4 protein-coding genes are annotated in these 3950 nt (G+C 42.2%); 1 reads left to right on the forward strand and 3 read right to left on the reverse strand.

From position 1 onward, the window contains the following. Window positions 1–12: 12 nt before the first annotated feature. Window positions 13–483, reverse strand: a complete 471-nt coding sequence (locus J3482_RS19580; protein ID WP_268884596.1) for an RNA polymerase sigma factor — start codon at window positions 481–483, stop codon at window positions 13–15. 123 nt (window positions 484–606) lie between these two features. Further along, window positions 607–1494, reverse strand: coding sequence for a hypothetical protein (locus J3482_RS19585; RefSeq protein WP_146822364.1), 888 nt, complete (start codon window positions 1492–1494; stop codon window positions 607–609). A 670-nt stretch (window positions 1495–2164) separates the two neighbouring features. On the opposite strand from J3482_RS19585, the gene J3482_RS19590 reads away from it, so the two are divergent. Next, window positions 2165–2842, forward strand: coding sequence for a polysaccharide deacetylase family protein (locus J3482_RS19590; protein ID WP_206923015.1), 678 nt, complete (start codon window positions 2165–2167; stop codon window positions 2840–2842). A gap of 93 nt (window positions 2843–2935) precedes the next feature. On the opposite strand, the gene J3482_RS19595 is transcribed toward J3482_RS19590, so the two are convergent. Next, window positions 2936–3448, reverse strand: coding sequence for a hypothetical protein (locus tag J3482_RS19595; protein WP_146822362.1), 513 nt, complete (start codon window positions 3446–3448; stop codon window positions 2936–2938). Window positions 3449–3950 lie beyond the last annotated feature (502 nt).

Below are 3950 nucleotides of genomic sequence, written 5' to 3' on the forward strand. Positions count from 1 at the left end.
GTCCGGGGAATCTTACGCGATGATTTTGAGGAAATCAAAACCGATGTTTTTGGGGAAATCTACCCGATTTTTTTGAGGAATTAAATCCGATGTTGACACAGAGTCCTCTACGCTTAAATCGTGGATAAAGCGCAGTAGAATAACTTGCCTGTGGTTCTCATTTAATTTAGAAATTGCGTCCCGTATTTCTATCCACTCTTCGAACGAAGTAGTTTTCTCATCAAAGGTACTAATATAGTTGTCTATATAAACTCTATTGGAACGCTTCTTTCGATAAAGGTCGTTTATATAGTTCCGTGCAATCTGGAAAAGCCAAGTTTTTGGTGCTGAATCATGGCGGAATTGATTCCAGCCTTTATAGGCTCGAAAAAAAACCTCTTGTACTACGTCCATAGCATCATCCCGATTACCAATTAGAGAAAAAGAAAATCGATAAACATCATCAGCATATAAATCAAACAATTTGTCGATTGCCTCTTGCAGTGGTAATGGCTCTCTCGTCTAAACCCCCCCCTTGAAACTAAACCTAATTTAAAATGAACAATTTTAACGACTTAAGGTCAGATACTGATATTATCCCTCAGTATCTGGCCTTTGTTAGACGTCTTAATGTTTGTTGAGACTGGCTTCAACTTGAGTTTTCAAGCTTTGAAATTTGGTGTTTGGTGGATATGCCTTTGCACTCATTTCCAAGCCTTTATTAATTTGAGTCAATGCCAGATTATATTCCCCACTGTTGTAGTAAGCCTCAGCTAATCCATAGGCAATCATTTTTGGAGCCGTTTTCCCTTGAACCCCATTTTCAAGCTTTTGATAATAGGGAAGTACAACTGTCTTAAAATACTGTGGGGTTTCACTGCTCTGGATAGCTGTGTATTGCTCTGCTTTAGAATTCCATCCATACATTTGCACATTATATAAATATCCAGTATCTAATGTCCAAGCTGAAATTTCGTCTGGGCCAGCATTTTTGTATTGACCAATATCTACTCGCGCCGCTTGTGTTTGGAAAATTGGTTCCACCTTATTATTGGCCCAAGACAGTACTTCAACTTGATTTGCCATAGCTCCTATAGCTGCCGTAAACACAACTTGGTCACTGTTATTGTGTAAAACTTCTTTCACATCTAAGCTTGCTGGAGCGACTAGACCGATATTTCCGTTGTACTGCCATAGTTTCTGGAGTACGCCGTTATTACTGTCAACAATAATAGCACCTATTAAATTAGTTGCATTGCCATTGGAGTATTTATACAAAGCTGCATAGTCGTTCTGTCCGTCTCCAGATAAATCAAGAGACTGTACCAAATCGCCCTTCTTATCTGACGCAATGATTTGAGCGCCTTTAGGGAGCAACTTGAGAATTGCAGATGCTGAAACGGCGGTCTGTCTTGAAGATGTGTTATGAGTCGATGCAAATGCAGGAACTGCTATTCCTGCAGACACAGCGGATACCCCTAGTAGTCCAATTATCAATCCAGTAGCTTTTTTCATTTGGTTTTCCCTCCGACATTAATCGTTAATTCGACTAGCTGACGTGCAGGATTACCCTTTTGTTACACATAAAATTTAAAATTTATTTCGGGACAGCAGTTTGTGTCAATTGGAGTGTCACTGACATTCCAACGGCTTATTTCGATGTCTTTGGAACTCCAATGTACTTGAAAAATCATTTATTGGCCGTGCCTTTTTCCCACAGCTACACTATATTGACGGATATGGGAAATCGGAAACATGTCGTTTCCCACACGCGCAAACGTAGCGGGTGGCAGGCAGTACTCTCACTATAGTGGTTACGTCTCCAGTGATTGGCTCAGCAGCATTTTCAGGAATCCACGAAGGGGGTAGCAGTTAAACGTCTTTTTCATTGGACGGAAACTGAACAGTGATGGTTCCATCTCCTGTATCAAGTTTTCTTCGTTTTCCGTGGTATTTGATTACACTTCGAGGTGAAGTGGATTCGACAAAGTAGATGAAATCTGCGCTAGAACCATCATACGGATGCCCCACAATTCTGAACCATTTTAAGGATTGGTGTTTTCCAATCATTAATTTCTCTCCTCACTTGTTGCATTCCCCTATCCTACTAAATTATGGATGATAAAATCCCAACATGATGGATGACACATTAGGAAAACCTCATATAATTGTGAGGTGGTTTTTCGTGTACAGAAACAATCCCGTGACTCAAATCACAATTGCACTCTTGTGTGTCTGTGTCTTTACGATAACCAGTTCCATATCTGCAAAGCCGGTATTTGCGAAACAAAAGGTACTTTATTTGACCTTTGATGATGGACCGGGAGCAATGTACACGCCGCAAATTCTGAATGTGCTGCGCCAAGGACATGTTCATGCCACATTCTTTGTCCTGGGATATCGGTGTCGTGAATTTCCGGGAGTTGTTCAGCGAATTATACAAGACGGCCATGAAATCGGAAGCCACGGCTATGATCATCAAAATCTCGCCCGTCAGCCGGAGTCTGTTGTCAAATCCGAAATTAGAATGGCTGACTCAGCCATTGTTGCAGTAACAGGTCTCAATCCTTTGTACTACCGCCCCACGTATGGAAGCATTAATCGTCTGGAGATACCTGTCATCCGAAGAATGGGGCACCCCGTTGTGTTCTGGACGGTGGACTCGTTGGACTGGAAAGCGCGGTCAGCTACAACCATTGTTCAAAACGTCGAAAGAAATGCAGGACCAGGGTCAATTGTTTTGTTTCATGGTGGTAAGTCAAAGCCGTCTAACAGCTCAAGCCTTGCCTGTAATTATTCGATACTACCGGGCGAGAGGATATGTATTCCGTACTCTCTGAGCAACACTCGGCATCCTTCCTAGCGGGAGGTAGTCGATTTAAAAATAAAGAATGATGCCCGGCTCTCAATCCGGGCATCATTCTTTGGTAAAAAAGATTTACGTTGAGGTATCTTGTTATTGAATGTGGATTCGATAAATGTCGAGCTGACCAGGGTTCAAAATCTCACCTTGGGCAATTACGTTTTGCCCTGCTTTGAATTGAGAAAAATCTACGCGATTGTCATAGAAATCAAGCGCATCTGGCCTTAACGACAGAGTTACTTCTGGGTTTAGCGTAGCTAACCACTTAGGCTGCTTCACGGCCAAGGTATTACCATTTACTCCAGTAATTGTTCCGCGGACCTGTTCGTGATTAACCATCAGTGTTTCAACTAGCAAACGTCCAGTAGCATCGTCACGGAAAGCGGAAACTGTTCCTTGATCACCCACCGCTCCAGTAACTGTCTTAGTAAATGTTAATCCACCTTTCCAGAAATATGTGACCTGCGGGTCGAAGTACGCTTCAGTTTGTTCGCTGGATCCGTAAGGTTGGATTACTACGCTTTGATTGTTGATTTGAGTAATCTTCCCCTTTAAAAAACGATAACGATCTTGAGTGCGCAAATTCTTATGCATGGTGATTGGCATTTTTATCGCCTCCATGAAATTTGGGTGTAGAAAAATTAATAGGTTACAGTGACACCTGTTAGTCCACCAGTTGTGCTACCAGTAAAGTAAACAAAGGCATGTTCTGTCATATCCATAGCTCGAAGAACCGAGTAATAACCGTTGCAATCATGATCGCAATAGCATCCGCCAGGACTATCGTGATCCGTGATTTTCACACTAGCGGTTACATCATTACATATGTCCTTCACAGTAACTGTCTCGTTACAAGAAAACGCCGGCAGATTAGAACCGTTAAAACCGTTACATGTGCATCCGGATGGTTCAAGGTTCCCGAACCCTGATAAGTTGGCCCATGCAGCCTGCATGTCATTGTTATTACAGTCACCACATGCTCCATTAGAACCGTCGCAAAGAGTATAGTAGAGGGTGTAAAATATTTTGTGTAAACTCCCAACCCCAGTAAAATGGGAGTACAAGTTTGGGAGGACGTACACATGAGTTTGTTATCGAGAGAGCAGTT

It is taken from the genome of Alicyclobacillus suci (assembly GCF_017329615.1).
GTDB classification, from domain to species: Bacteria; Bacillota; Bacilli; order Alicyclobacillales; family Alicyclobacillaceae; genus Alicyclobacillus; species Alicyclobacillus suci.